Origin of the sequence: Bacillus cereus group sp. BfR-BA-01492 (assembly GCF_022662815.1) — a bacterium.
Lineage (GTDB): Bacteria > Bacillota > Bacilli > Bacillales > Bacillaceae_G > Bacillus_A > Bacillus_A cereus_BD.
The window spans coordinates 68,950-90,693 of sequence record NZ_JAKUEH010000007.1; the positions used below are offsets into that span (position 1 = coordinate 68,950).

Consider the following 21,744-nt stretch of genomic DNA (forward strand, 5'->3'; position numbering starts at 1 on the left):
CATGCAATTTTGCATATTCTAACCATGTTTAATTATTTATATATTTTTTCTTACATAGCAATATCTTTTTATATGAATGTAAATCCAATAATTCAAAAAATAAGAGCGCTTTATTATAAACTTCCTCAATTTCCTTTGATGGATAGCCTAACTTTTCTAAACATTCCCCTTTTTGATAATACAATTGCCCCAGTAGTGTCATACTACCGATATTACATGAAACCTCAATAGCTTGGTTCACTTGATACAGAGCCTCATTATATTTATCACTTAAATATAATGATTTTGCATAATTATATTTCACCTTAATTATAAATTCCTCGTTATTATGTAAAGATTCTAGTTGTTTCAAGATGTTTTGAAATAAAGTTATCGCTTTTTCCAATCGATCATTTTCTGCATAAATACTAGCTATTGAATTTTCAATATATAAGTTCTGAAATACATCCACACTACTATATTGCTGATGAATAATATTTTTCAATTCTAATACACAATATTCAAAACTAATTTTCTTTAAAACATATGCAGATAAATAATAGTACCAAAGAAGAAATTGTTTAAACTCAGGATGACTCTTTTCCTTTTTAAGTTCGTTGGAAATGATTTTATAAATTTCATCATATTGTTTTTTCTTACTCAGCAGCTGAATTTGATCTTTGAACCTTTTCTTCCTTTCAATATCAGAATAGACGAGAACCTCATAAAAGTGGGTAATCGGAACTTGTAATTTTGCTGCAATTCCTTGCAGTATGTCCATACTTGGATATACTGCACCAGATTCAATTCTGCTCACCTCTGATTGATGACATATATTTTCAGATAACTGTTTTTGCGTTAAACCCCTCATTACTCTAATCTTCTTTATTTCGCTTCCTAGCTTTTCTGCTTGCACGCTCGCTCACCATCCCATTACAGCAATCTATTCTTCTTAAGTTGTCATACAACTACAATAATGTTAATTCAATATGATTTGATATGAAATCATGCATAATATATATAAAATTCGACATTTTTTTCATAACATTCTCCTCAAATCATGTGAAAATTCATGGAGTTTTCATTGTCTTCAGTCTACTTCTCCGTTATCAATGGAAGTGATTTACACCCAAAATTTCAATAAAAATTAAAATGGCTCAGCCTAGTTTAACCATTAGAAAGTTAACAAATCTCAAAATAATATAAACAAAAATATTGCTAAAATTATTTGAAAGGTGAAAGAAATGAGGCTAAAGTTCCACAAGAACAGATCATTACTAAAACACGGAGATTTTCAACTTACAAACAACGAAACGAAGTACGCCTTACAAAAACATATAAGCATGATAAGAGATGCGATCAATGGAGTAATTACAACTATTAACGGTAAAATCCCCTAAATTTTAAATTAACAATCTAATCTTACTATAACAAATTTTTTGTCGAAAAATGAAGTAAAATCTGCATTACAGCTATTAATTTAGAACGTTTTACTGAAACGGCTGTCTATAAAAAAGGAAGTTTACCAACATATAATCAGTAAACTCCCTTTTTTATATCCATCCTTTTTCCTCTGCAATTGTAATTGCTTCAATTCTATTTTTCGCATCAAGCTTCGCTAATACGTCTGAAATATAGTTTCTTACTGTACCAGGAGAAAGATAAAGTGACTTTGCAATATCATTTGTTGCCTTTCCTTCTTTCGCTAATAAAAGGACTTCTCTCTCGCGATCTGATAATGGATTTTGTTCTTGCCATAATCCAAACATGAGCTCTGGAGAAATTTCGCGTTTTCCTTTCATCACATTGCGAATAGCTTCCGCTAACTCTTCGCTCGGGCTATCTTTCAATAAGTATCCATGTACACCAGCTTTCATCGCTCTTTCAAAGTAACCAGGACGTGCAAATGTTGTTAAAATCATTACTTTGCATGATGATTTCTTCTTCTGTAATGTTTCAGCAACATCCAATCCGCTTTGAATCGGCATTTCAATATCCATGATACTAACATCCGGTTGCAGCTTTTCAATTAATGTTAAAGCCTCTTCTCCATTTTCCGCTTGTCCAACCACTTCAATATCATCTTCTAAATCAAGTAGCGCCCCCAAGGCGCCGCGCAGCATTCGTTGATCCTCAGCAAGGATAATTCGAATCATGCTCTCACCCCATCTTTTCCTGTTCTAATTACAATAGGCACATTCACCGTTAACATCGTTCCTTGCTTCAGTTCCTTTAGTTCCAATGAACCATCAATAAGTGCAAGCCGCTCTTTCATTCCTAAAATCCCATTTCCATCATGACTTCGTTTTTGGAAACCTACTCCGTTATCTTTTACCTGCAAAATCAATTTTCCTTGTGTTTCGCATAAAGACACTTCGCATGATGTCGCCTTACTATGTTTCACAACATTCGTTATGGCTTCACGCAGGCACATTCCTACAATATTTTGCTCAAGCGGTGATAATGAATGAAAACTCGCCTGTTGATCTACTGCTAATGAAATATTAGCAGCATGTAAAATCACCTTTATTTGTTCCAATTCTTCTTCTACTGTAATCATTCGCATATCAGAAATGAGTTCACGAAGTTGCTTTAAGGCAGTTCGCGATGTTTGTGTAATTTCCTTTACTTCTATGCTGGCACGTTCTGGATTTTTCACAATCAACTTCTCAACAAGCTGACTTTTTAACGTAATAAGAGATAATGTATGTCCTAACGTATCGTGGAGATCCCTTGCAATTCGTTGGCGCTCTTCACGTTTTACTAGCTCTTTAATCTGTTCATTTGCTTCATTTAATTGATTCTTTAGCATCTTTTTCTGATTAAAATTACGCATCGCAAATGGCATCATAAGCATTAAAATAAACATCGGTACTCCACTTAAAAAAGAGGTGACTGAAAAGCCTTGACAAAACATGAATATGAAAGCAACAACAGTTAACACCAATAAAGAAAACAATACGCGAAAGGATTTTTTTGTTGGTGCAAATGCGATTGCATTTGCTGTAAAAAAGCATAAAAAAATAAGATAGGGGCTATAAAAAATCCCTAAACAAAACGCAATAAACATTTGAAAACATGCCCATACTATAAATGTTCGTTTTACAAAATAAAGTTGCCGATATGCTAGAACAAAAACAACTAGCATACCGGATCCTATTACTAACTTCCAACCAGTCTGTTCCGATAGCGTATAAATTGGAAATGCTAAATAGACAAGCCAGACGTACGGGAAAAAACCCATATTTTTTGGAAATAGTTCAAACTGCTTCTTCTCTTTCACTCTATACCGCTTCCTGTCTTTTTCTTATATATATTGATATTACAGCAAATATGAGAAAATAACCTCCTAAAATTACGACATTTTCCAACGATATAGACTTACCAGCTACAATATCCCATGCTCCACTTCCAAAATGATATGTTGGTGTCCATTCTCCAATCGCTCTTAATACTTTTGGAAATATTTCAATTGGCATCCATAAGCCGCCTAGCACTGCCAAACTCATATTTAAAATATTAGCAAGCCCTGAAGCTGCATCAGCTTTCTTAATAGATCCAACAATTGTTCCAAGTGCTAAAAATGGGGTGACACCTAATAAAAGCCACAATCCAGCACCGATCCACTGTCCCAATGTCAAATCTACATGATTCATTACCTTGCCTACGATAAAAATAACGAGGATAGAAAAAACATTTACTACTGTTTGGGCAATAACTTTAGCTGTTAAATATACTCCTTCTGGGAGGGGAGTAATTTTTAAAAGATGCGTCCAACCTTGTCCCTTTTCCTGCGATAGCCTTACACCGAAACTAAAAAGTGCAGTTCCTACAATACTGAAGGTTGCCATTGAAATTAAATAATGCGCTTTCCAAGCATCTCCGTTTTGTGGCACCTGAATAACATTTGTAAAAATGTAATAAAACATAACTGGCATTAATAAAGAGAAAAAGATAAATAATTTATTACGAAACGTACGTAAAATTTCTATTTTGCACTGCATCCATACTACTCTCATACAATTCCCTCCTTCTGATTTGCAACAAACTGTTCAAAGGCTTCATCAAGGCTTCCACGTTCCACTGCAATATCTTGAACAGGTAAACTCTTTTGAAAAATAGCCCGCAACGTATCATCTATATTATCTGTTCTTAAAATGATGCGCTGATTATGAAACTGCACACCCGTAACATGCGGTAATTCCTTCAATAAAGCTGTTGGGATTTTCTCCTTCATAGAAAAAGAAATCGTTTTTTGCGAAATGGTTGCTTTCATTTCTTCTGGTGTTCCATCAGCAATGATTTTCCCATTTGCAAATAACAAAATTCGATTAGCTAAAGCATCTGCTTCTTCTAAATAATGTGTTGTTAAAATAATTGTTTTTCCTTCACTTGCTAGTTTTCGAATTGTTTCCCAAAATTTTTTTCTAGATGTAATATCCATACCTACAGTAGGTTCATCTAAAAATAGCAATTCTGGGTTCCCTGCAAGGGCAAGGGCAAAATTTAGCCTTCTCTTTTGTCCACCTGATAATTTCTCACATCGCTGTTTTCTTTCTGATTCTAAATTCGATAACCGAAGTAACGTTTCTTTTGCAATTGGACTTGTATAATAACTACGAAATAATTCAATTGCCTCTTCTACTGTTATACTATCAATCACACTAACCTCTTGTAGCATCGCGCCGAGGCGATTTCGAACACTTTGATGTTTGGGACTCTTTCCAAATAGAGACACATTTCCTTCTGATGGCTCTTTTAATCCAAGCATCATAGAAATCGTTGTTGTTTTCCCCGCGCCATTCGGACCGAGCAATGCGACAATTTGTCCTTTCTCCACATGAAACGAAACGTGATCTACTGCTTTTTTATATTTAAATATTTTTGAAACATTATTTACTTCAATAATATTTTCCATCTCTCTACCCCCGTTGCTTCTTATGTTTATATTGTATAAATTGGAAAACTAAGAAAACAGTATGATGCGTCATGACTTACACATGACAATTGTCACATATTCTTTATGAATAGAATCAACCCTTGTATATTGCACACAAGTAGCAGGACAAAAATAAACGTGATACAATCGGGTAAGATACATTCGAGGAAGGACAGTGGTTTTCATGATTATTCGTAATGAACAAGATTTAGAGGGTTTACGAAAAATCGGCCGTATCGTTGCACTTGCACGCGAGGAAATGAAAAAGCAAGCGAAGCCAGGTATGACAACGAAAGAGCTTGATTTAATTGGTAAAAAAGTATTAGATGAACACGGCGCTATTTCTGCACCTGAAAAAGAATACGATTTCCCAGGTGTAACGTGTATTAGTGTAAATGAAGAAGTTGCCCATGGTATCCCAGGAGATCGTGTATTAAAAGAAGGCGATTTAGTAAACGTAGATGTATCTGCTGCACTTGATGGTTATTATGCGGATACAGGAATTTCATTTGTCCTTGGAGCAGATGAAGAAAAAGAAAAACTTTGCCAAGCAGCTGTAGATGCATTTTGGGCAGCTATGAAAAAAGTAAAAGCTGGTTCCAAACAAAATCAAATTGGTCGTGCAGTTTCTAACTTTGCACATAAAAACGGATATAACGTTATTCAAAACTTAACAGGACACGGTATCGGACTTAGCCTTCATGAAGCGCCAAATCACATTTTAAATTACTATGATTCAATGGATAACGCGCTTTTAAAAGATGGGCTTGTTATTGCTGTAGAGCCATTCATCTCTATGAAAGCGAATCATATTATTGAACGCGGTGATGATGGTTGGACATTCATTACACCAGATAAAAGCCTTGTTGCACAATGCGAACATACCATTATTGTCACACGTGGTGAGCCGATTATTTTAACACAATTACAAGACTAAAATAAAAAGGTGATTCTTTTTCAGAATCACCTTTTTTAACGGGGCGAGGCTGTTCAAATCTTGAACAGCCTCTTTTTTCATATGGATGCCTTACATATATCACTGATCATAATCATGGAATGCGAAAACATGATTATCATCTTCATAAGGTTCAAGCAATAAGAAAAAGAAATCCTAAATGGGATCTCTTTTCTCTACATAATCTAAAGTTTGGGTACACTAGATTCATGCAATTTAGGGGCTTTCAAAGAGAAAGCGAGCCTTCGATTAGAATGATAACATACATACCCCCGCCAAAAATATGCAACTATACATATTTTATAGTTCCACCTTATTTCTCAATTTAAAATAATTGAAAATACAGAAATTTTATAATAAAATAAAGGGTGTTAACCATCTTCTTTTGTCAGTCATACAGATTAGAAGAATGGGAGAGAAAAATATGAAAAGATTACTAAAGAAAAAAATAGTAAGCTCTTTGCTTGCTGCTACACTCGCTATTAGCCTCGCTCCAATCGGACAAGCAAAGGCTGATTCCCCACCAGAAACCATGAAAACTTCACCTATTACCCAACAAGTTGATGCAAATCGCGCCATCGAACACGTCCGATTCTTATCCGAAACCATCGGTCCACGCCCTGGTGGAACAAAATCAGAGCAATGGGCTTCCCGTTACGTTGGAATGAAACTACAATCACTCGGGTATGAGGTCGAATATCAACCTTTCTCTGTACCTGATCAATATGTAGGCTTTATAGACTCATCATTATCACAATCAAAAAGTTGGCAAGCTGGAGCTGCCCCAAATGCTCTTATTTCTAGTGAACCTGTTACCGCTCCACTCATTTTTGTACAAGATGGAACAGATGTAAATGATATTCCAAATGAAGTAAACGGAAAAATTGTTTTATTTGAACGAGGCGCTACGGTAACAGACTATAACAAACAAGTCGAAAATGCTGTAGCAAAGGGAGCTAAAGGTGTCCTATTATATAGCCTAATTGGCGGTCGCGGAAATTATGGGCAAACTTTTAATCCAAAGTTAACAAAAAAACAATCCATTCCTGTATTTGGTCTTGCTTATGCACAAGGGAATGCATTTAAAGAAGAACTTGCGACAAACAAAACGTTGACGCTCTCTTTAAAAGCAAGACATGAGACAAATTTACAATCTGCAAATGTGATCGCAAAAAAGAAACCAAAAAAGAGTACTGGAAATGAAAAAGCTGTCATTATAAGCTCTCACTATGATAGTGTCGTAGGGGCACCTGGGGCAAATGATAATGCTTCTGGAACAGGATTAGTATTAGAGTTAGCTCGTGCTTTTCAAAATGTAGAAACCGATAAGGAAATTCGGTTCATCGCTTTCGGCTCAGAAGAGAGGGGATTACTAGGCTCTGATCATTATGTACAAAACTTATCACAGAAAGAACGTGATCGTATTTTAGGTGTGTTCAATGCTGACATGGTTGCCACAAACTATGAAAAGGCTAAGAACTTATATGCGATGACTCTTGATGGTTCAACAAACCTTGTAACGAATGCTGCATTACAAGCTAGTAAGGAGCTAAATAATGATCTTGTTCTTCAAGGAAAGTTCGGTTCGAGCGACCATGTTCCATTTGCTGAAGTCGGTATTCCTTCTGCACTATTCATTTGGATGGGCGTTGATAGTTGGGATCCATTAATCTATCATATTGAGAAAGTATACCATACGCCTCAAGATAATGTACTAGAAAACATCTCACCAGAACGTATGAAAATGGCATTAGAAGTCATTGGTACTGGTGTTTATAACTCACTTCAAAATACAAATGTGCAAACAGAGCAAAAAGCAGCTTAATCATCAAACCACCGAATAATCGGTGGTTTTTTATTGAGAAAAAATAAATATGCATAAAAGCATATTCATTCCTTATCTTCTTCATGTAAAATATTAGATGTAACACAAATGATTACATCTAAAAGGAGGCATTTCTATTATGAAAAACATGATTATTGCTGGAGCATTAACACTTGCAGGAATTACAGGAGCTACTGCTTTCATCCCTGAAACAAAGGTAGCAGCAGCTACACAAGAACAAAGCTTTACAAAGTTCTATTCTCTTCAATCAGGTACTAGCTCTGAAAAAGAGCCGATTTTTCTAAAAAAAGGACAGGAGCTTACAATCCATCCTAATAGTAAGACTCCTAGTTATAGCGTTTATGATGCAAATCATAATCTAATCGGACAATACTTCGATGGTTATAGCCGCATTTTCACTGCGCAAAAAGACGGAAACATGTACGTACAATATCATGCACCATCTGTTTACTATAGCCCTGTTAGTTTTTCAGTTACTTATACAATTCAATAAAAAAAAAAGGCAATCACAGTATGATGTGATTGCCTTTTTCATTCTTCTTTATTACATTTTTTCTGGTGCTGATACTCCTACTAATGCTAATGCATTTTGAAGTGTAATGCGCACTGCTTTCATTAATTCATAACGAGCTTTACTTAATTCTAAGTTATCTTGATTTAATACTTTTTCTGCATTGTAGAAGCTATGAAGGGCTGCTGCTAATTCAAATGCATAGCTTGTAATACGATGCGGTAGACGTTTTTGTGCTGCTTCTGCAACTGCTGCTGGGAATTCACCAAGTTTTTTCAGTAAGTCAATTTCTTTCTCAGAAGCAATCAGTTTATAGTTTACATCTCCACCTACATGTAATCCAAGCTCTTCTCCTTGACGAAGGATGCTGCATACGCGCGCGTGAGCATATTGTGCATAGTATACCGGGTTTTCATTTGATTTTGATACAGCTAAATCCATATCAAAGTCTAAGTGAGAATCACCGCTGCGCATTGCAAAGAAGTAACGCATTGCGTCCACGCCTACTTCTTCCATAAGTTCACGAAGTGTAACGGCTTTACCCGTACGCTTACTCATCTTCACTTTTTCACCATTTTGGTATAGTTGTACCATTTGAATAATTTCTACTTCAAGTGTTTCTTTCTCATAGCCAAGCGCTTGAATTGCAGCTTTCATGCGAGGAATGTAACCATGATGATCCGCACCCCAAATGTTGATTAGTTTATCAAATCCGCGCTCTAATTTATCGCGGTGATAAGCGATATCTGGTGTTAAATATGTGTAAGAACCATCTTTTTTAATTAATACACGGTCTTTGTCATCGCCGTAAGCTGTTGAGCGGAACCAAGTTGCCCCATCTTCTTCAAAGATTTCATTGCGCTCTTTTAATACAGCAAGTGCTGCGTCAATTTTACCGTTTTTGTATAATGATGTCTCAGAGAACCATACATCAAACTTCACACGGAAGCTATCTAAGTCTTTTTGAAGTTTTGCTAATTCATATTTTAATCCGTATTGACGGTAGAATTCATAGCTTTCTTTTTCATCAGCCTTTACATAGCGATCGCCAAATTCTTCAGCTAAACGTTTTCCGATTGCAATAATATCAGCACCGTGATATCCATCTTCTGGCATTTCTTTCTCTAAGCCTAATGCTTGCATATAGCGTGCTTCAACAGAAAGAGCTAGGTTGTGAATTTGGTTACCTGCATCGTTAATATAGTACTCACGAGATACGTCGTATCCTGCTTTTGCTAATACGTTACATAACGTGTCGCCGACTGCTGCGCCGCGCGCATGTCCTAAGTGAAGATCTCCTGTTGGATTTGCAGATACGAATTCAATTTGAATTTTTTCCCCTTTACCCGTGTTTGTTTCACCGTAAGCTTCACCAGCTTTTACAATCGTTGGAATTAAATCTGTTAAATAACTGTTATCCATATGGAAGTTAATAAAACCAGGCCCAGCGATTTCAATTTTTTCAATAGAGGCTTTTGCTTTATCAAAGTTTGTAATTAACTCTTCTGCAATCATACGAGGAGCTTTTTTCGCAACGCGCGCTAACTGCATTGCCATATTTGTAGAGAAGTCACCGTGTGTTTTATCCTTTGGAGTTTCCAATATAACATTTGGAATTTGTTCTTCTGTTGCTAATTCTGCTTTTAATACAGCAGCCTTAATTTCTTCTTTAATCAATTCTTTTACTTGTTCTAAAGAGTTCATTATTTTGCCTCCTTTAAATTAATCGTAATTGTATATCTGCCAGCTTCTTGTTCACTTAGAAGCAATGCGTACGCTAAAAAGAGCTGTCCTTTTTTCTTTTCATCCGACCATTTAAAAAGAACATTATCCGTTTTTGTTTGCAATGCAAACGTGCCAAGTTCACTCTTATATGTACCAGTTGTCCATTCACCCTTTACATGCGTTTGACGCATTGAAACGACACCTGACCTCATAATGAGCACTTGTCCATCTTGAATTTTAATTATCGTCTTCACTTCGCCTTGTTCATTTGGCTCCTGGAATGTTACATATGTACTTTCACCTTTTACATAGTATTGACCATTTGCCTGAAAAGCAACGGTTTCCTTACGTGCCCCTTCACGGATTTCTGTGACGAAATGAACATTCACCGGCAAGCCTGCAAGTTGTTTTTCCACGTCTTGCACACCTTTCAACATTATTATAGATATTAAAATAAATCACTTTTCCTATCATATCAAAAAAAACCCATATCTGTCTGCTGAAAAATCAGGAAAACTCCTTTTCGTAAAATAATTCATTCTTTGTTTCCTTTATATGTTAAAATAACCATTAAATCTAAATATTCTATCATTTAAGGAGCGATAAACATGTTTTCACAAAAATTAAAGCAAGGTGATGAAATCCGAGTCATTTCACCTTCATGTAGTTTAAGTATCGTTTCTCATTACAATCGTAATCTCGCAATTGAAAGATTAACAAATATGGGCTTTCAAGTTACATTCTCGAAACATGCTGAAGAGATAGATCGATTCGCTTCCTCCTCTATTTCTTCAAGAGTTCAAGACATCCATGAAGCATTCTCTGATCCGAATGTAAAAGCCATTTTAACGACACTTGGGGGATATAACTCTAATGGCTTATTGAAATATCTCGATTATAATCTCATTCGTGAAAACCCGAAAATTCTTTGCGGTTACTCTGATATTACCGCTTTAAGTAATGCAATTTATAAAAAAACAGGTTTAGTTACATATTCAGGCCCACATTTTTCATCATTTGGAATGAAACACGGGCTCGACTATACGATAGATTACTTTTTAAAGTGTCTTACTACTAAAGATGCGATAGAAATAATCCCTTCTAAAACTTGGAGTGATGACCTATGGTATATCGACCAAGAACAGCGAGAATTTATGAGTAACGAAGGATATATTTCCATACATGAAGGGGAAAGTACTGGCGAGATTGTTGGCGGAAATATGAGCACTTTTAATTTATTGCAAGGCACACCATATATGCCAAGCTTACGTGATAAAATTTTGTTCCTTGAAGAAGATGATTTAACAGGTAAATCTACCATTCAAACTTTCGATCGCTATTTACACTCTCTCATCCAGCAGCCTGAATTTGAACATATAAAAGGCATTATATTAGGAAGAATGCAAAAAGGAGCAAAGTCTACTATAGAGGACATTCGAGAAATGATTGATTCAAATCCTGAACTCACACATATTCCTGTCATTGCTAACGCTAACTTTGGACATACAACTCCTATTTTTACTTTTCCGATTGGTGGGCGGGTAAAAATGATTTCGCATAAAACAAGTTCGTCGATTACAATTTTAACGCATTAATAAAGGAGCGAACCCCTTCGCTCCTTTATGATTTTTCTATCTTTTGCAACGCTTTTAGTGGAATCGATTCTTTCGGTACTTCCGCCCAACCTTTTCCTTGTATACCTTTTGCGTAAATCTTTATAAAGGTCCCTTCCTGTAATTGACGGTTCACCATCTTTTTAATCATTTGTTGTTTTCCATCTTCCGTATATCCTTTAAATGTATATAAATACTCACCATCTTTTTTCTCACCTTTATTGATAACCGCATAATAATCTTGTATTTCTTTATTTGAAAAGAAGTTGTCTACAAAGGCATCAACGCCTTCTGTTTTTGTTTGTAAATAATATGCTGTTCCACCTAAAATAATAGCGAAAACTGCTATCACTTTCATTGCCAGCTTCATAGATGCGCCTCCTGTCTGAATTTCTTATACCTGTATTATACGGAAAAGGGTATACTATACTCTATTGAAATGCATTACACTTCCCTTACATTATCGTAAGGTTGACTCACTTTGCAGTATTTTCCTAATAAAAAATTTTTCCGTTTCATCCTTTTTTGTATTATTATTGAATAATACAAATTTTTATAACAAAAATCAAAGGAGACAGTTTTTAAATGGCTATCTTACAAGGTTTAGCACTATTACTTGTTGTACTTTCTCTATTTACACTTTTTAGCTACCGCGCTCCTTACGGAATGAAAGCGATGGGAGCTTTAGCAAATGCCGCAATTGCCAGCTTTCTAATTGAAGCATTTCATCGTTATATTGGTGGCGAAATGTTTCATAGCGAATTTTTATTTGCCGTAGGAAAAGCATCTGGCGGTATGAGTGGTGTTGCATCGGCCATTTTAGTCGCATTAGCAATTGGTGTATCTCCTGTATATGCTGTGTTAATCGGTATTGCTACTAGCGGATTCGGTATTTTACCTGGATTTTTCGCCGGATATGTTTGCGCCTTTATTGTAAAATTCCTTGAAAAAAGGTTACCAGCTGGCGCGGAATTTTTAGCAATTTTATTTATTGCAGCACCACTATCACGCGGTATGGCTATGTTTATAGACCCTGTTGTAAATGCAACACTTGGGAAAATCGGTTCTATTATTTCGATTGCAACTACAGAAAGCCCAATTATTATGGGCGTTATGCTTGGTGGGCTCATCACAGTTATCTCTACATCTCCATTAAGCTCCATGGCTTTAACTGCTATGCTTCAGTTAACAGGCTTACCAATGGCGATTGGGAGTCTTGCCGTAGCAGCTTCAGCTCCACTGAACTTTATTTTCTTTAAACGTTTAAAGATTAGTTCCAAAAAAGATACGATTGCTGTCGCTATTGAACCATTGACACAAGCTGATGTTGTCGCTGCCAATCCGATTCCAATCTATACGACAAACTTTGTCGGCGGTGCGTTAGCTGGTATTATCACATCTTTATTTCAACTTGTAAATAATGCACCTGGTACCGCATCACCAATTCCAGGACTTCTTGTTCTTTTCGGATTTAACGATGCAATAAAAGTTACAATCGCCGCTATATTATGTGGGATTGTTACCACAATTATCGGTTATATCGGAACGCTTGTCTTCCGCAAATACCCGATCCGTACCGCTGATGAAGTCCGCGGAATTTCTTCAAAAGAAAAAGTCGCATAAAAGAAAGAGCGAGTTCCCTGCGTGAAACTCGCTCCTTTTTTCATATGACTTATAATCGTTGTTGAAATTTGAAGAGCGGTCGATATTGTGTATCGAATCACCGATATCGTAATTCGTGGTCGGCTCCGCTTTTATTTTACCCAACCAAGTAGCATTTCCCGCACGAATTTGCTTGCTGCGATTGGGGTTTGGTCACTATGATCGTAGACTGGGGCTACTTCGACTAGATCGGCTCCAACTACTTTTATATCTGAATTTGCAATTGCTACGATGGAATCTAATAATTCTTTAGATGTGATACCGCCAGCTTCTAATGTTCCGGTGCCAGGTGCATGTGCTGGATCTAATACGTCGATGTCGATTGTGACATAGACTGGGCGTCCTGCAAGTTTTGGCAATACTTTTTTTAATGGCTCTAACACTTCAAATTTATATAAGTTCATGCCCACTTCTTTTACCCATTCAAATTCTTCTTTCATACCAGAACGAATTCCGAAAGAATATACGTTTTCCGGACCAATTAAATCACACACTTTGCGAATTGGCGTAGCATGGGATAAAGGCTCCCCTTCATAGGACTCACGTAAGTCAGTATGAGCATCCATATGAATGATTGCTAAGTCTGGATATTTTTTTGCCATTGCCTTAAAAACTGGCCAAGACACTAGGTGCTCACCACCAAGACCTAGTGGAAACTTACCGGCATCTAATAGTTTTGTTACATATTCTTCAATCATGTCTATACTGCGCTGTGGATTTCCAAATGGTAATGGAATATCACCAGCATCAAAATATTTTACTTCTTCTAGTTCACGATCTAAATATGGACTATATTCTTCTAGTCCAATTGATACTTCACGAATACGTGCAGGGCCGAAGCGAGAACCTGGACGATAACTTACAGTCCAATCCATTGGCATCCCGTAAATAACAGCTTCTGCTTCTTCAAAACTTGGATGACTTTTAATAAATACTTTACCTGAATAAGCTTCATCAAAACGCATATTCTTTTCCTCCTTATGTGGAACCTAAGGTATCCCAACCTTTCATTATTTCTCAAATTTGGAGTGCTGTACTCCTCTTTCTCGATCACTCTTAACCTTCTTATCTATATAAGAAGACTTTTTTATTTTCTAAAGCATACATAACTAGCATGTTCAAGCCTTATAGACAAACACCTTAAATGAGTTATTTATGCTTTAGCGGCGGCTAAAAGGAATTGTTCCTTCTAGCCGTTCCCCGCCTTTACTTAATTAAATCTCCAACAAACTTCGGTAAAGCAAATGCTGCTTTATGAAGTTCTTTTGTATAATATTTCGTTTCGATATCATGGAAACGGTCTTCACTTACTTCTAGTGGATCATATTTTTTAGATCCAATTGTAAATGTCCAAAGTCCACTTGGGTACGTTGGAATGTTTGCTGTATACAAACGAGTAATTGGGAAAATTTCTTTTACATCTTTCACTACATTTGTAATTAATTCTGGTGTAAACCAAGGGTTGTCCGTTTGTGCAACGAAAATCCCATCTTCTTTTAACGCTTTAGAGATTCCAGCGTAGAATCCTTTTGTAAATAAGTTAACTGCTGGTCCTACTGGCTCTGTAGAGTCAACCATAATTACATCGTATTCATTTTCACTTTCTGCGATATGTAGGAAACCGTCTCCTACTTTTACTTCCACACGTTCATGATCTAATGCGCCTGCAATAGATGGTAAATATTTTTTAGAATACTCGATTACTTTCCCATCGATTTCAACAAGTGTTGCTTTCTTCACACTTGGGTGTTTTAGTACTTCGCGAATGACACCACCATCGCCACCACCAACAACTAATACGTTCTCAGGGTTTGGATGTGTAAATAAAGGAACATGCGCTACCATTTCATGATAGACAAACTCATCTTTTTCTGTTGTCATTACCATGCCATCTAAAATCAGCATGTTTCCGAATTCTTCTGTTTCTACCATATCAAGCTTTTGAAATTCTGTTTGCTCCGTATGTAATGTGCGGTTAATACGCGCCGTAATTCCAAAATGTTTTGTTTGTTTCTCAGTGAACCATAGTTCCATCGTACAATCACGCCTTTCATTGCAAATTTATAATGGGGACATCATTAATGTCCCCTAACAAAAATAAAACAAAACATCGGAAAAGTATAGTTAAAAGTGTAAAAAGACTAAAAATATATTTAAGTCGATTATCGACATAAAGAAAACCCTTTCTTAAGAAAGGGCCTTTGTCTCTATTTCTGCTGATCGACGAACAGGAATGAAAATCATAACACATCCAACTAAGACAACGATTCCACCTACTAAAAACGGACTCTGTGGTGAAATTGCATGACCAATAATTCCCGATAAAATAGGAGCAATTGCTCCGCCTAACCAGCGTACAAAGTTATACACACCCGATGTAATCGATCTTTCATAAGGTGAAATATCCATCACATAGCTTGTGTATAGAGCGTTATTTAATCCAGATGCTAATCCAGATAAGATAATGAAAACAATTTGTAACCACATGATTTGAACAAAGAATAATGCAATTAATAAGATTGCAAATACAAATAAGCTGAAGCGTAGCAATGCCTTCGGTTCATATTTCCCTTCTAATTTATGAGCTAATATCGCAGAACCATACGCTAATGCTAGACCCCATCCGCAAAATACAAATCCAAGTTGGATTGCTGATAAATGCATAATGAGTGGTGAATACGCTAGCACAACGAAGAAACCATAGTAATATAACATACCTGAAATCGCACCTTGCATAAATGGTTTATACTTCACCAAGTTAAGTAATTCTCCTACACCAGCTGCCTTACGCTTCACTTTTCGCTCCGGCTCTTTTACAAAAAAGAATACTAAAATAAATGCTAAGAAAATTAACAGGCTCGTTGCAAAAAATGGATAACGCCATGAATACCCGCCTAATATACCACCTAATAACGGTCCGCCAGCCATACCTAAACCAATTGCTGCCTCATATAAACCGACTGCCTCATGAACTTCTTTACTTAGAGAAATCAATAATGTCATTGCTGTTGCAAAAAACATCGCGTTCCCTAGTCCCCATCCAGCACGGAAAAGAGATAATTGCGCGATTGTTTGTGATATAGCACATGTAAATGCAAAAACAGTTACAATCGCAAGACCAATTGTCATCATTCTCTTATCTCCAAATCTAGAAGCAAAGATTCCCGCTGGTAACATCATAATTGCCATCGTTAAAATATACGCTGTAAATAGCATCTCTACTTGCCAATGTGTGGCACCAATTTTCTCAGCTATAATTGGCAAAATAGGGTCGACAACTCCAATACCTGAGAAGGCTAAGAATGTAGCCAATACTGTAATGAATCTTCCCATTTTCTGTCTACTCTCCATATTCATTTACTCTCCTTTTGTTTTCTCTAAGAAATTACGCGCGCGCTCTAAGCTGTTTTCTAATTCAGCTTTCACTCGCTCCATTTGTTTCATTTTTATATCTAATATTTGGACTTGGCTTTCAAGCATATCTTTAATTTCTTGAATCATCGCTCGATCAAGTGGATTATCACTATTTTTTCTTTGTTCCATTCGCTCTTTCAATGATAAAAAATGCTGCATTTCTTGCAGAGTAATGCCTAATACTTCTTTTGCTTCTACAATCTTCTTAATTCGTTCAATATCTCGCTCTGTATAAAGACGAATATTTCCTTCACTGCGTTCCGGCGGATGAATTAAACCGATTTCCTCATAATAACGAAGTGTACGTTTTGTTAAACCGACTTGCTTCGTTACTTCATCGATTTTATACATATGTATCCCTCCTCTCATTACATCATTACATTTTACGTTAACGTTAACTTTTGTGCAACTATTATATTTTTGTAAATATTTGTCATATGAATTGTGTTTTTTCTATATCAGTTTCATAATGGAGAAAAGGAACTCATAAGGAGATTTTGAAATGAAGAAACCACTTATTTTTGCACACCGCGGAGCGAAAGGTAGCCATCCAGAGAATACGATGATTGCTTTCCAAGAAGCCGAACGCATTGGTGCTGACGGTATCGAGCTTGATGTCCACCTATCAAAAGATGGTGAACTTGTTGTCATTCATGACGAAACTGTTGATCGTACAACAAATGGTGCGGGATTCGTTTCTGAACAAACAGTAGCGGAACTACAAAGTTTAGATGCTGGAAGTCATAAGCGCCCTTCTTTTCATGAAGCAAAGATTCCTACTTTGCGCGAAGTACTCATTTGGCTCTCTACAACAAAACTGCAGCTAAATATTGAACTTAAAACAGATGTGATCCACTATCCGAATATTGAACAAAAAGTTGTCGACCTTGTACGAGAGTACCATCTATCAAACAAAATTATATTCTCATCCTTTCATCATGATTCTATTTCATTATTAGCTGAAATAGCATCTGAAATTCCGAGAGCCCTGTTATATGATGAACCAATGTTAGATCCAGTTGGGGAAGCAAGAAAAAGAAAAGCGACTGGGCTACACCCTAACTTTAAACTGTTAACAAAAGAATTCGTACAAATGGCGCAGAAACAAGGATTTATCTTCCGCCCTTATACAATTAACGAAGAGAAAGACTTGCAAACCATGATAGATTACGGAGTGGATGTCATCATTACGGACTGGCCTACGCGTGCTCTTGAGCTCCTTTCTTAACGGAAAGGGCTCTTTTTTGTGTTTAAAATACAATAAAACCCTCAATACTAGTAAAAGTATATGACGAGGGGATGAAGAAGATGGATCAAACTATCGATTCAAAACTACAAAAATATAAACGTCTTTTCTTCACCATAGTTTTTTCATCTGTTCTTTTTTTCGTTTGTTCCTTTTTTATCATTATTATCGTTGCAAAAATAATGGGACCACCCCCCACTTTGGTTCCGCAAACGAGTATTTTTTATGCGAATGACGATACAGTTATGGGACAGAGCAATAAGATGCAAAAGCGCTATAATATTTCGCTTGAACAGATTTCTCCTTATGTAAAAGAGGCGACGCTTTCGATTGAGGATCAAAGATTCTATAATCATCATGGTTTCGATACGAAGCGAATCATTGGAGCAATCATTGCTGATATAAAGGCGATGGCTAAAGTACAAGGGGCTAGTACGATTACACAACAATACGCTCGTAATCTTTACTTAGACCATGATAAAACATGGAAAAGAAAGCTATTAGAGGCACTGTATACAATCCGCCTTGAAGTCAATTATAGTAAGGATCGTATTTTAGAGGGCTATTTAAATACCATTTACTATGGACATGGCGCTTACGGAATCGAAGCAGCTGCCCAGCTATATTTCAATAAAACAGCAAAAGATTTAACATTGGCAGAAGCGAGTATGCTTGCTGGAATTCCAAAAGGACCAAGCCTTTATTCACCTTACTTAAAAAAAGAACGTGCTAAACAAAGACAATCGCTTATTTTAAATGAAATGGTCGAGCAAGGGTATATTACAAAACAACAAGCTGAAGCAGCAAAAAAAGAAAAGCTAGCACTTTCTTCATTAGATACAAAAGAAGTAACAGAAATAGCACCGTACTTCCAAGATGCCGTACAAGCTGCTCTTCTTCACGACGTTGGATTAGATGAACAAACATTACAACGCGGTGGTCTTCGTATTTATACAACATTAGATCCAAAGCTACAAAGCATTGCAGAACAAGCTGTGAAGGACCATATTCCAAAGACAACAGATATCCAAACCGCCCTTGTTTCCATGAATCCGAAAACAGGGGAAGTAGCTGCTCTTGTAGGAGGAAAAGATTACAAGGAGAGCCAATTTAACCGGGCCATCCAAGCTGCTCGTCAGCCGGGGTCAACCTTTAAACCATTTTTATATTACGCAGCACTAGAGAAAGGCTTTACACCTGCTACTCGGTTAAAAAGTGAATATACCGTATTTACTTTAGGAGACGGTGTTTCGAAGTATCAACCGAAAAATTATAAAGGATATTATGCAGATGACTTTGTAACGATGGCACAAGCCCTTGCCGTATCGGATAATGTATATGCTGTCAAAACAAACTTATTTTTAAGGACTGAAACTCTCATAAAAACAGCGAAACAATTTGGTATTACAAGTTCATTGCAAGATGTTCCTTCTCTCGCTCTCGGTACATCTCCTGTAAAACCAATTGAAATGGTAAATGCCTATAGTATGTTTGCTAATGGCGGAAAACAGGTGAAACCAGCCTTTATTCGCCGCGTTGTTGACCACGAGGGAAATATTTTATATGATGCACACTTAGAAAGTAAGCAAGTTCTTGATAAAAATAAAGCATTTGTTATGGAAGAGATGATGACTGGAATGTTTAACAAAAACTTAAGCAGTTATGCTGCTGTAACAGGACAATCCCTTCTTCCAAAACTGTCACGAACATATGCCGGAAAATCAGGTTCAACCGAAACAGATAGTTGGATGATTGGTTTCACACCACAACTTGTCACAGGAGTTTGGGTCGGATATGACCAACCAAAACCGATTTCCAACCCAGCTGAACAAGGCTATGCGAAAAGAATCTGGGCAGATACAATGGAAAAAGGATTAGATGGTCAGCCGAAGAAAAAGTTGAAGCAACCAAGTGATGTTATCGCTTTAAATATCAATCCTGAAAATGGAAAAATCGCGACAAAAGGATGCCCTACCTCTGTAAAAATGTATTTCACAAAAGGGACGGAGCCAACTGAATATTGTATGGACCATGTTGATGATAAAGAGGACTTTGAGAAAACTAGTAAAGAGAAGAAAAAGGATAGCTGGTGGAAGAAATACATCCCATGGTAAACGAAATAAAAGCCTACTAGAAAATTGAACTACACCCTATAAAATGGACAGTTTCATAAAAAGACCTTTAAAAATTAAACACTTAAAAAATGGTTCCGGTATTGTACCGGAGCCATTTTTTTGAGTGTCCACAATTCGGGGTACATTTCAAAGTACTTCTAGTAGCCTTTCCCTTTCTTATCTTCAATTGGTTTAAAGATGTTATACACCAACGATTTTATTCGCCTAATAATGCATGACGTAATTCTGCGCTCGATTCATTCCAAATTGCTTCATTATGCTCTTTTAGGAATCTTCCCAATACTTTTTTAGACGCTTCATCCATATGATCAACGATGATGTGACGCTTCAATGATTTATCCATTTTATTTACATGTTCAGGAAGCGATTTGTAGCCGCGGCGTATTTCGCGGTCAACTGTCATTTCACAGGCTGTGACGCCGGCATAATACGCACCTTTTTCCGTTCTTTCAATCGTTACCCAAACGAGCCAATACGGTTTTCCGTTTGGAACTTCTTCTTTATTTATTAAAAATTTAATTCCCTTTTCTACAGCACTGCGCGCATGCATCGCTCCGATATCAACAAAGGCTGTTTGTTCTGTTACATCTACAATAACAGGTGAGATGTTTTCTAGGCTAAGCGCGCCCACACCAAAACCACCATGTCCATCTGTTGAATCGTTCTTTACAATATTAAAACCGATTTTTTTCTTTTTCTCTGTCATAGACAATTCCTCCTCGCTCACATATTATATAAGCCCAAAGATAGGCGCGATGATACTTTCTAAAAACCCTAATACTTGCGGAATAACTACGCTAAAAATAGGTTGAATCGTATAGCGATCAAGCGGTGTAATTACAAGAATTAATAACGCAATTGCTCCATATTTTTCATACTGCGTCATTTTAGCGCGAACATTTGCTGGCGCTAAATCTTCCATAACACGATATCCATCAAGTGGCGGAATTGGTAATAAATTAAAGACAAGCAAAACAACATTAAGAACAATAAAAATTTCAAAAAATTGTCCTAATGTATCTGCTACTGCAAATGGAATTGCAGTTAAAACACCAATCCTTAATAGACCATACCAAATGATTAAACCGATTGCCGCCAAAAGAAAGTTACTAATCGGCCCTGCAATAGATACTAAAATGCCAGCAAGACGTGGCCTTTTAAAATTATATGGGTTAACAGGTACAGGACGTGCCCAACCAAAACCTAAAATAAGTACAGCAATCATACCAATTGGGTCTAAATGAGACATTGGGGACAACGTTAAACGTCCCTGTCTTTTTGCTGTGTCATCCCCAAACTTATATGCAATATATGCATGTGCAAATTCATGCACAGATAAAGCGATAATAATAGCCATTGCTACTAGTGGAATTTGGTGCAACGGATACCTAAATAACTGATCCATACTTCATCTCCTCTTCATTATGTCAAAAAAGAAAATATTTGTTTTTTTGCGATTGTTCTCTCTTAAAATCCGTTATAATAAGATTGTAACTTACATAAAGGAGCGATTATACATGCCATACGTAACAGTGAAAATGCTAGAAGGACGCACGGAGGAACAAAAGAAAGCTCTTGCTGAAAAAGTAACTGCAGCAGTAAGCGAAACAACTGGTGCTCCAGAAGAAAACATCGTTGTTTTCATTGAAGAAATGTCTAAAAACCATTACGCAGTTGGTGGAAAACGCTTAAGCGACAAATAATTTCAATCTTTTTAAG

22 protein-coding genes are annotated in these 21,744 nt (G+C 36.6%); 8 read left to right on the forward strand and 14 right to left on the reverse strand.

The window, feature by feature from the left end:
- Positions 1-28 precede the first annotated feature (28 nt).
- The 5 genes from MR063_RS10890 to MR063_RS10910 form a co-directional block, all read right to left on the reverse strand.
- A complete protein-coding gene (locus MR063_RS10890) occupies positions 29-895 on the reverse strand; it encodes a helix-turn-helix domain-containing protein (RefSeq protein WP_242145169.1) in 867 nt (288 codons plus the stop codon).
- Positions 896-1,532: 637 nt separating this feature from the next.
- Positions 1,533-2,135 (reverse strand): response regulator transcription factor, encoded by a 603-nt coding sequence (locus MR063_RS10895; protein ID WP_242197556.1) that lies wholly within the window; start codon positions 2,133-2,135, stop codon positions 1,533-1,535.
- Entirely contained in the window at positions 2,132-3,262 is a 1,131-nt protein-coding gene (locus MR063_RS10900) for a sensor histidine kinase (protein ID WP_242197559.1), read from the reverse strand. The genes MR063_RS10895 and MR063_RS10900 overlap by 4 nt, the downstream gene beginning before the upstream one ends.
- A gap of 1 nt (position 3,263) precedes the next feature.
- Positions 3,264-3,998: an ABC transporter permease gene (locus MR063_RS10905; RefSeq protein ID WP_242197562.1), complete on the reverse strand. Its 735-nt coding sequence runs from the start codon at positions 3,996-3,998 to the stop codon at positions 3,264-3,266.
- A complete protein-coding gene (locus MR063_RS10910; protein WP_242197565.1) occupies positions 3,995-4,897 on the reverse strand; it encodes an ABC transporter ATP-binding protein in 903 nt (300 codons plus the stop codon). Before MR063_RS10910 ends, MR063_RS10905 begins: the two co-directional genes overlap by 4 nt.
- 205 nt (positions 4,898-5,102) lie before the next feature.
- Between MR063_RS10910 and map the strand changes: the two genes are divergently transcribed.
- The 3 genes from map (at position 5,103) to MR063_RS10925 (ending at position 8,212) form a co-directional block, all read left to right on the forward strand.
- Positions 5,103-5,855: a type I methionyl aminopeptidase gene (map, locus tag MR063_RS10915; RefSeq protein WP_242197567.1), complete on the forward strand. Its 753-nt coding sequence runs from the start codon at positions 5,103-5,105 to the stop codon at positions 5,853-5,855.
- A gap of 442 nt (positions 5,856-6,297) precedes the next feature.
- Positions 6,298-7,698 carry a M28 family metallopeptidase gene (locus tag MR063_RS10920; protein ID WP_242197570.1) on the forward strand — a complete coding sequence of 467 codons (1,401 nt, stop codon included), beginning with the start codon at positions 6,298-6,300 and terminating at the stop codon, positions 7,696-7,698.
- 139 nt (positions 7,699-7,837) lie between these two features.
- Complete coding sequence (locus tag MR063_RS10925) at positions 7,838-8,212, forward strand: hypothetical protein (protein WP_242197573.1); 375 nt, start codon at positions 7,838-7,840, stop codon at positions 8,210-8,212.
- A gap of 51 nt (positions 8,213-8,263) precedes the next feature.
- Here MR063_RS10925 and argS read toward each other — a convergent pair whose 3' ends face one another.
- Together argS and MR063_RS10935 are read right to left on the reverse strand one after the other, a co-directional pair.
- Complete coding sequence (gene argS, locus MR063_RS10930; protein ID WP_242197575.1) at positions 8,264-9,934, reverse strand: arginine--tRNA ligase; 1,671 nt, start codon at positions 9,932-9,934, stop codon at positions 8,264-8,266.
- Complete coding sequence (locus MR063_RS10935; protein ID WP_242145160.1) at positions 9,934-10,371, reverse strand: YwiB family protein; 438 nt, start codon at positions 10,369-10,371, stop codon at positions 9,934-9,936. Before MR063_RS10935 ends, argS begins: the two co-directional genes overlap by 1 nt.
- A 192-nt stretch (positions 10,372-10,563) precedes the next feature.
- Here MR063_RS10935 and MR063_RS10940 point away from each other — a divergent pair, with 192 nt between their 5' ends.
- A complete protein-coding gene (locus tag MR063_RS10940) occupies positions 10,564-11,550 on the forward strand; it encodes a S66 family peptidase (protein ID WP_242197578.1) in 987 nt (328 codons plus the stop codon).
- 25 nt (positions 11,551-11,575) lie between these two features.
- Here MR063_RS10940 and MR063_RS10945 read toward each other — a convergent pair whose 3' ends face one another.
- A complete protein-coding gene (locus MR063_RS10945; protein ID WP_242197581.1) occupies positions 11,576-11,938 on the reverse strand; it encodes a YxeA family protein in 363 nt (120 codons plus the stop codon).
- A gap of 215 nt (positions 11,939-12,153) precedes the next feature.
- On the opposite strand from MR063_RS10945, the gene MR063_RS10950 reads away from it, so the two are divergent.
- Positions 12,154-13,191: a PTS sugar transporter subunit IIC gene (locus MR063_RS10950; protein WP_242197583.1), complete on the forward strand. Its 1,038-nt coding sequence runs from the start codon at positions 12,154-12,156 to the stop codon at positions 13,189-13,191.
- 131 nt (positions 13,192-13,322) lie between these two features.
- Here the strand turns inward: MR063_RS10950 and speB are convergent, their stop codons facing one another.
- From speB to MR063_RS10970, 4 genes are all read right to left on the reverse strand, one after another.
- Positions 13,323-14,195 (reverse strand): agmatinase, encoded by an 873-nt coding sequence (gene speB / locus MR063_RS10955; protein WP_012096328.1) that lies wholly within the window; start codon positions 14,193-14,195, stop codon positions 13,323-13,325.
- Between the two features lie 241 nt (positions 14,196-14,436).
- The gene (gene speE, locus MR063_RS10960) at positions 14,437-15,264 is read right to left on the reverse strand and encodes a spermidine synthase (RefSeq protein WP_087099523.1); all 828 of its coding nucleotides are present in this window, start codon (positions 15,262-15,264) and stop codon (positions 14,437-14,439) included.
- A gap of 153 nt (positions 15,265-15,417) precedes the next feature.
- Entirely contained in the window at positions 15,418-16,581 is a 1,164-nt protein-coding gene (locus MR063_RS10965; RefSeq protein ID WP_242197586.1) for an MFS transporter, read from the reverse strand.
- A 6-nt stretch (positions 16,582-16,587) separates the two neighbouring features.
- Complete coding sequence (locus MR063_RS10970; protein WP_242197589.1) at positions 16,588-16,995, reverse strand: MerR family transcriptional regulator; 408 nt, start codon at positions 16,993-16,995, stop codon at positions 16,588-16,590.
- Between the two features lie 151 nt (positions 16,996-17,146).
- On the opposite strand from MR063_RS10970, the gene MR063_RS10975 reads away from it, so the two are divergent.
- Both MR063_RS10975 and MR063_RS10980 read left to right on the forward strand, forming a co-directional pair.
- Entirely contained in the window at positions 17,147-17,872 is a 726-nt protein-coding gene (locus MR063_RS10975; protein ID WP_242197592.1) for a glycerophosphodiester phosphodiesterase, read from the forward strand.
- Between the two features lie 80 nt (positions 17,873-17,952).
- The gene (locus MR063_RS10980; protein WP_242197595.1) at positions 17,953-20,004 is read left to right on the forward strand and encodes a transglycosylase domain-containing protein; all 2,052 of its coding nucleotides are present in this window, start codon (positions 17,953-17,955) and stop codon (positions 20,002-20,004) included.
- A gap of 217 nt (positions 20,005-20,221) precedes the next feature.
- Here the strand turns inward: MR063_RS10980 and MR063_RS10985 are convergent, their stop codons facing one another.
- Together MR063_RS10985 and MR063_RS10990 are read right to left on the reverse strand one after the other, a co-directional pair.
- Positions 20,222-20,731, reverse strand: a complete 510-nt coding sequence (locus MR063_RS10985; protein WP_242197598.1) for a YwhD family protein — start codon at positions 20,729-20,731, stop codon at positions 20,222-20,224.
- A gap of 24 nt (positions 20,732-20,755) precedes the next feature.
- Positions 20,756-21,430, reverse strand: a complete 675-nt coding sequence (locus tag MR063_RS10990; RefSeq protein ID WP_242197601.1) for a site-2 protease family protein — start codon at positions 21,428-21,430, stop codon at positions 20,756-20,758.
- 112 nt (positions 21,431-21,542) lie between these two features.
- Between MR063_RS10990 and MR063_RS10995 the strand changes: the two genes are divergently transcribed.
- Positions 21,543-21,728, forward strand: coding sequence for a 2-hydroxymuconate tautomerase (locus MR063_RS10995; RefSeq protein WP_001147171.1), 186 nt, complete (start codon positions 21,543-21,545; stop codon positions 21,726-21,728).
- Positions 21,729-21,744 lie beyond the last annotated feature (16 nt).

What these genes read in the sequence shown, in the direction of transcription:
- MR063_RS10995 (WP_001147171.1), top strand. Translation starts at nt 21,543, where the DNA reads ATGCCATACGTAACAGTGAAAATGCTAGAAGGACGCACGGAGGAACAA.
- MR063_RS10965 (WP_242197586.1), bottom strand. Translation starts at nt 16,581, where the DNA reads ATGGAGAGTAGACAGAAAATGGGAAGATTCATTACAGTATTGGCTACA.
- MR063_RS10940 (WP_242197578.1), top strand. Translation starts at nt 10,564, where the DNA reads ATGTTTTCACAAAAATTAAAGCAAGGTGATGAAATCCGAGTCATTTCA.
- MR063_RS10910 (WP_242197565.1), bottom strand. Translation starts at nt 4,897, where the DNA reads ATGGAAAATATTATTGAAGTAAATAATGTTTCAAAAATATTTAAATAT.
- MR063_RS10925 (WP_242197573.1), top strand. Translation starts at nt 7,838, where the DNA reads ATGAAAAACATGATTATTGCTGGAGCATTAACACTTGCAGGAATTACA.
- speE (WP_087099523.1), bottom strand. Translation starts at nt 15,264, where the DNA reads ATGGAACTATGGTTCACTGAGAAACAAACAAAACATTTTGGAATTACG.
- MR063_RS10970 (WP_242197589.1), bottom strand. Translation starts at nt 16,995, where the DNA reads ATGTATAAAATCGATGAAGTAACGAAGCAAGTCGGTTTAACAAAACGT.
- MR063_RS10920 (WP_242197570.1), top strand. Translation starts at nt 6,298, where the DNA reads ATGAAAAGATTACTAAAGAAAAAAATAGTAAGCTCTTTGCTTGCTGCT.
- MR063_RS10945 (WP_242197581.1), bottom strand. Translation starts at nt 11,938, where the DNA reads ATGAAGCTGGCAATGAAAGTGATAGCAGTTTTCGCTATTATTTTAGGT.
- MR063_RS10895 (WP_242197556.1), bottom strand. Translation starts at nt 2,135, where the DNA reads ATGATTCGAATTATCCTTGCTGAGGATCAACGAATGCTGCGCGGCGCC.
- argS (WP_242197575.1), bottom strand. Translation starts at nt 9,934, where the DNA reads ATGAACTCTTTAGAACAAGTAAAAGAATTGATTAAAGAAGAAATTAAG.
- speB (WP_012096328.1), bottom strand. Translation starts at nt 14,195, where the DNA reads ATGCGTTTTGATGAAGCTTATTCAGGTAAAGTATTTATTAAAAGTCAT.
- MR063_RS10950 (WP_242197583.1), top strand. Translation starts at nt 12,154, where the DNA reads ATGGCTATCTTACAAGGTTTAGCACTATTACTTGTTGTACTTTCTCTA.
- map (WP_242197567.1), top strand. Translation starts at nt 5,103, where the DNA reads ATGATTATTCGTAATGAACAAGATTTAGAGGGTTTACGAAAAATCGGC.
- MR063_RS10975 (WP_242197592.1), top strand. Translation starts at nt 17,147, where the DNA reads ATGAAGAAACCACTTATTTTTGCACACCGCGGAGCGAAAGGTAGCCAT.
- MR063_RS10985 (WP_242197598.1), bottom strand. Translation starts at nt 20,731, where the DNA reads ATGACAGAGAAAAAGAAAAAAATCGGTTTTAATATTGTAAAGAACGAT.
- MR063_RS10905 (WP_242197562.1), bottom strand. Translation starts at nt 3,998, where the DNA reads ATGAGAGTAGTATGGATGCAGTGCAAAATAGAAATTTTACGTACGTTT.
- MR063_RS10990 (WP_242197601.1), bottom strand. Translation starts at nt 21,430, where the DNA reads ATGGATCAGTTATTTAGGTATCCGTTGCACCAAATTCCACTAGTAGCA.
- MR063_RS10980 (WP_242197595.1), top strand. Translation starts at nt 17,953, where the DNA reads ATGGATCAAACTATCGATTCAAAACTACAAAAATATAAACGTCTTTTC.